Origin of the sequence: Microcystis sp. LEGE 08355, assembly GCF_015207185.1 — a bacterium.
GTDB classification, from domain to species: domain Bacteria; phylum Cyanobacteriota; class Cyanobacteriia; order Cyanobacteriales; family Microcystaceae; genus Microcystis; species Microcystis panniformis.
The window spans coordinates 1-5,713 of sequence record NZ_JADEXI010000301.1 but is presented as its reverse complement, the minus strand read 5'-3'; the positions used below and the strand labels follow the sequence as shown (position 1 = coordinate 5,713).

Here is a 5,713-nt window from a genome sequence, read left to right as displayed (position 1 = left end):
AATGACGAAAAGGGCGAAAAAATAGCCTATTTCTACCTCGATGCCTACAGTCGTCCCGCCGAAAAACGCGGCGGCGCTTGGATGGATGTCTGTATCGGTCGGGCCAAAACCGGCACCGAGGTGCGTTTACCTGTGGCTTATTTAATCTGCAATCAAACGCCTCCAGTGGACGGAAACCCCAGTTTAATGACCTTTGAGGAGGTAACTACCCTATTTCACGAATTTGGCCACGGTTTACAGCATATGTTGACCACTGTGGATTATTCCGGCGCAGCGGGTATTAATAACGTTGAGTGGGACGCGGTGGAATTGCCCAGTCAATTTATGGAAAATTGGTGTTATGATCGCCCTACTTTAATGAGTATGGCCAAACACTACGAAACTGGTGAAACTCTCCCCGAACATTACTACCAAAAACTGCTCCTAGCTAAGAATTATATGAGTGGTTCGGCCATGCTGCGTCAGCTACATTTGTCTTTAGTAGATTTGGAATTACACCATCGTTATCAACCCAATGGCGGCGAAACTCCTAAACAAGTCAGACAGCGTTTAGCGGCGACGACGACGATAATTCCTCCCCTACCGGAAGATGCTTTTTTGTGTTCTTTTGGGCATATTTTCGCCGGCGGTTATGCGGCGGGTTACTATAGTTATAAATGGGCAGAAGTTCTCAGCGCCGATGCTTTTGCCGCTTTCGAGGAAGTGGGATTAGATAACGAAGAAGCAGTGAAAGCGATCGGTCGCCGTTTTCGCGATACTGTCTTAGCTATGGGGGGAAGTTCCCATCCTATGAATGTTTTTAAAGCTTTCCGTGGTCGCGAACCTAGTACCGAGCCTCTCCTCCGTCATAGCGGCTTATAAAAGTAACCAAACACTTTTCTTTGTGGTGCGTTACGGCAATATTTAGCTCTTGATTTTTTCCCTAAAAACAAGGGATTGCCTAAGGCACCACTTGACTATATTGTGATAAGTAGGTAGGCGTTAAAAGTTGTCAGACACCCCCCTTATTAAGGGGGGACTAAGGGGGGATCGGCACCCCCCTTATCAAGGGGGGCAGGGGGGATCGAACCTAAAATCCATTTTTAATTTAATTATAACCAGCTACTTAGCATATCAGGAAAAAAAGTTAACTAACAGGGGGAAACTTTAATGAGTATCGCATTTTTTCAAGATCTGATCGAATCGGTAGAGAGTCTATCCATTGAAGACCAAGATTATTTGTTTGATCTAATTCGTAAAAGACGCATTGAGAAACGCCGGGAGGAGATGGCTAAAAATGGCGAAGAAACCTTAAAATCTTTAGCGATGGGAACAGCAAAAAAAGGCAGTGCTGAAGAGATAATGGCTTATTTGTTAGAGGATGAAGAATGAAATTAGTTGCTGACAAAAGCTTTAAAAGAGCTTTTCAACGCTTAATCAGCAAAAATCCTCAACTACAAAGCAAGATATCAGAGGTTCTACATTTGTTAGCAGATAACCCCTTCACCCCTTCTTTAAAATCTCATAATAGGTTCTTTGACTCTGAAACTATTGGGACTTCGACAATAGCGATCTTAACACATTATCTACTTAACATTTTTTTCATAAATAGGCTCTCAAACTTGCTGTAAAAATAGACAATGATAGGTTACAATACTATTGTTCTATATATCACCTATCTAGCCTTTGATAAAATTTATGGAATCATCTACTCTACCGATTCATAATCCAGCCGAACGTTTATTAATTATCCTACAAAGATGTTCTCAAGACAAAACTAACGAATCAGTTCAAACAGTTTTATCAAGAGCCATGGAAGTGAAAAATGATCCCGATTCTTTTTATCAAGGTTTTGGTAAATTGCTAGAGCTTATTTCTCACATAGAAGATCAACTACAATATTTTTCTTCAAACAAACAGTCTTCCTATAAACAACTTATGAAAGAAATTAAGTATGAATTAATTAGTTTATTGTCAAAAGTTCACGAGAATTGGTTAGGTTTAGGAGAGCCACTAAACTCTCCTGACTGGGAAGCTCTATATTGGCTTCCTTCTTGTGTAGAAGATTTTGAGGAAATATGTTTAAGCAAAGAGGATTTGAACAGGTTAAGGGAAGAAATATTAGGTTTAATTCAAATGATTGAAGATAGCAAAATTACGCAAGAGTTTAAACAATTTCTGCTGATTAAATTAAATGAAGTCCTGGAAGCTCTTAACAAATTTTACATCGTTGGCTATAATGGTCTTCGCAAGGAAATTTTGGCTACCCTCACCGAGGTGGGAATTAATGAAGTCGAAGGTGAAGATAAGGAAACCAAGAACAATATATCCCAAAAGTTATGGAAATTTTTAACAAAAATAGTTCCAGAAAAAGCACAAAAAATTAATCCGTTAATTAGTCTCCCTGTCAATGTTTATAAGCTGGCAGAAATGATCACCAATAATAATATTTTGCCTCCAGGTAATTAACAAAAAAGGGTTGCTATCATATTTAAATCTTAGATTTTGGTGTGTTACGCTTCGCTAACACACCCTACTATATATTTTTATTAAGAATTATCCGTCCCTTGTAACATTAACTCTTAATTCTTAACAAATGACCATAGATTATCAGAGAAAAACTGATTATAATAAAGGGAACTGAACAGAACTGCTCGATCGATAGATAACTGATTAATTAAAGTTTTATTACTTTTGATGGCCTGGGATTAAGAGAAGTAAATTTATTCTTGATCGCTCCCTGAAAGTGAGAAGAAATAGTTTTAATAAACAAAGAGTTTTCAACTTGGCAAAAATCCTCTGGGGGAAATACACATGGAAGTTCTAACCGAGACAATTAACCCAACTTCGATCGAACGGGAACCGATCCATCTCTATAACCGAATTCAACCGCACGGGGTGCTTTTAGTTCTCAGCGAACCGGAGCTAAAAGTCAGCCAAACTAGCAGTAATAGCCGCAGTTTATTGGGGATTTCTCCGGGAGAAATTATCGGTAAAACCCTAGAGGAAATCTTCGATCCCTTTCAGATCGAGCCTCTAAAATCAGCCATAGAAAATAACGATTTTGATGCTATCAATCCCTCCAAAATTTGGGCGCGGGTTAAAGGGGATGATTTTGCCGTCTTTGATGCTATCTTCCACCGCAATGCCGAACAAATGCTGATTTTAGAGTTAGAACCAGCTATTTCCTATGAAAACATTCCTTTCCTGAGTTTCTATCACCTAGCCAAAACTTCGATCGATAAACTTGAAGCCACCCGTAGCCTGAAAGATTTCTGTAATATCATCGTTAAAGAAGTCAGAAAAATGACAGGATTCGATCGAGTTATGTTATACAAATTCGACGAAGAAGATAACGGTGATGTGATAGCAGAAGACAAAATAGAGCAACTAGAACCCTATCTCGGTTTACGTTATCCCGCTTCCGATATCCCTCTCCCAGCACGAAATTTATTAAGTGCTAATTGGATTCGACAGATTCCCGATGCTACCTCTGAACCCGTCGATCTACTGCCTGTTCTTCATCCCGAAACCCAACAACCCTTAAATTTAACCCTGTCCAGTCTTAGAAGTGCTTCTCCCTGTCATTTAGAATACCTGCATAATATGGGAGTGGGAGCATCTCTAACCATTTCTCTGATTGAAAATAAACGTCTCTGGGGTATTATTGCCTGTCATCACCGCACCCCCAAATATGTACCCTACGAACTCCGTAAAGCTTGTGAGTTCTTAGGAAGAGTGATTTTTTCGGAAATATCGGCACGGGAAGAAACCGAGGATTATGACTATCGAGTGAAATTAAACTTTGTGCAATCGCAATTAATCGATTATATGGCGGAAGCTAATAACTTTATTGATGGATTAATTGCCCATAAACCGAATCTGCTCGATCTAACTAAAGCCACGGGAGCCGCTATTTGCTTAGGTGGTAACTATACCTTAATTGGAGTAACACCGAGCGAAGAAGAACTAAACTATCTGATTACTTGGCTAGAAAAAAACGTCCATGAAGATGTTTACTATACCAATTCCTTACCGCGAATTTATGCCGATGCGGGTAAGTTTAAAGACATTGCCAGTGGTTTACTAGCAATTCCCATTTCTAAACGTAATTATCTCCTCTGGTTTCGTCCGGAAGTAATTCAAACCGTCAACTGGGGTGGTGATCCGGGTAAAGCGATCGAAACCACTGCCATAGATGGTGATATTCGTCTCTGTCCGCGTAAATCTTTCTCCCTCTGGAAAGAAACCGTTCGCCTCAAATCTTTACCGTGGAAAGCAGTAGAAATTAACGCCGCACTAGAATTACGAAAAGCGATCGTCAATATCATCTTAAAACAAGCGGATGAATTGGCCCGTTTAGCGCGGGATTTGGAACTATCAAACGCCGAATTAAAAAAATTCGCCTACGTCGCTTCCCACGATTTACAGGAACCCCTCAATCAAGTCGCCAACTATGTGCAGTTGCTAGAAATGCGCTACACCGAAGAACTGGACGAAGATGCTAAAGAATTTATTACTTTTGCCGTCGAAGGTGTCAGCTTGATGCAAACATTAATAGATGATGTGCTGGCTTACTCAAAAGTGGATATGCAGGCGGTAGAGTTTAATACCATCGATGCTAATCTGGCACTGGAAAAAGCTCTCGCTAACCTGAAAGGGAGAATTCAGGAAAGTCAAGCTATAATCACCGTCGATCCTTTGCCAATTGTCATGGCAGATAAAACCCAGTTAATGCAATTGTTCCAAAATCTCATCGGTAATGCCATTAAATTCCGAGGAAAAGCAACCCCCACTATTCATATTGCTGCTCAACGTCAAGAGGAGGAATGGCTGTTCTCTGTCACCGATAATGGAATTGGTATCGATCCCCGATTTTCCGAACGCATTTTCGTGATTTTCCAACGACTGCACACCCGCGACGAGTACCCCGGCACAGGTATGGGTTTGGCGATTTGTAAAAAAATTATCGAGTGTCATCGCGGACGAATTTGGGTAGAATCTCAATTAGGTAAAGGAGCAGTTTTCTATTTTACAATTCCCCTAGGAGGTAACGAGCGTGAGCGCTGGCGAGGACGTGCCACACAAAATTATCTTATTAGTGGAGGACAGCAAAGCTGATATTCGCCTCATCCAAGAGGCATTAAAAACTAGCACCGTCCCACACGAATTAGTTATCGTTAGGGATGGTGTCAACGCCATGGATTATCTGCGTCGAGAAGGGGAGTATCTCGATTCTCCCCGTCCTAATCTGATTCTTCTCGATCTGAATTTGCCAAGAAAAGACGGACGGGAGGTATTAGCGGAAATCAAAAACGATCCCAGTTTAAAAAGAATTCCTGTGGTGGTTTTAACCACGTCTCGCAACGAGGAGGATATTTTTCATAGCTATGAACTGCACGTTAATTGTTATATAACCAAGTCGCGCAATCTCAACGATTTGTTCAAAATTGTCAAAAATATCGAGGCTTTTTGGTTAGAAACCGCTACTTTACCCGGGGAGTGAATCATGATCAGTTATCAGTTATCAGTTATCAGTTATCAGTTATCAGGAGTCAGGAGTCAGGAGTCAGGAGTCAGGAGTCAGGAGATAGGAGATAGGAGATAGGAGTCAGGGATCAGTGATCAGGAGATAGGATTCAGGAGTCAGGAGTCAGGAGTCAGGAGATTATTTCTATTTATTCTCCCCACACCCCACACCCCACTTCATAATCTGTCTCTTATGCACATCTGA

The 5,713-nt window shown here is 40.9% G+C and carries 5 protein-coding genes and 1 pseudogene; all 6 read left to right on the top strand.

Going from position 1 to position 5,713, the window contains the following annotated elements; genetic code table 11:
- A partial coding sequence (locus IQ242_RS15270) for a M3 family metallopeptidase (RefSeq protein ID WP_228021026.1) occupies positions 1-861 on the top strand: 861 nt, incomplete at its 5' end.
- A gap of 288 nt (positions 862-1,149) precedes the next feature.
- The gene (locus IQ242_RS15265) at positions 1,150-1,371 is read left to right on the top strand and encodes a hypothetical protein (RefSeq protein ID WP_193960541.1); all 222 of its coding nucleotides are present in this window, start codon (positions 1,150-1,152) and stop codon (positions 1,369-1,371) included.
- Positions 1,368-1,505: pseudogene (locus tag IQ242_RS27190) on the top strand (type II toxin-antitoxin system mRNA interferase toxin, RelE/StbE family); the annotation flags it as partial. The gene IQ242_RS15265 and the pseudogene IQ242_RS27190, both read left to right, overlap by 4 nt.
- A 172-nt stretch (positions 1,506-1,677) precedes the next feature.
- Positions 1,678-2,448 (top strand): hypothetical protein, encoded by a 771-nt coding sequence (locus IQ242_RS15260; protein ID WP_193960540.1) that lies wholly within the window; start codon positions 1,678-1,680, stop codon positions 2,446-2,448.
- A gap of 345 nt (positions 2,449-2,793) precedes the next feature.
- The gene (locus tag IQ242_RS15255; RefSeq protein WP_193960539.1) at positions 2,794-5,100 is read left to right on the top strand and encodes an ATP-binding protein; all 2,307 of its coding nucleotides are present in this window, start codon (positions 2,794-2,796) and stop codon (positions 5,098-5,100) included.
- Positions 5,039-5,485, top strand: a complete 447-nt coding sequence (locus tag IQ242_RS15250) for a response regulator (protein WP_193960538.1) — start codon at positions 5,039-5,041, stop codon at positions 5,483-5,485. The genes IQ242_RS15255 and IQ242_RS15250 overlap by 62 nt, the downstream gene beginning before the upstream one ends.
- Positions 5,486-5,713: the final 228 nt, after the last annotated feature.

Coding starts and splice junctions, on each gene's coding strand:
- IQ242_RS15265 (WP_193960541.1), top strand. CDS start 1,150: ATGAGTATCGCATTTTTTCAAGATCTGATCGAATCGGTAGAGAGTCTA.
- IQ242_RS15260 (WP_193960540.1), top strand. CDS start 1,678: ATGGAATCATCTACTCTACCGATTCATAATCCAGCCGAACGTTTATTA.
- IQ242_RS15255 (WP_193960539.1), top strand. CDS start 2,794: ATGGAAGTTCTAACCGAGACAATTAACCCAACTTCGATCGAACGGGAA.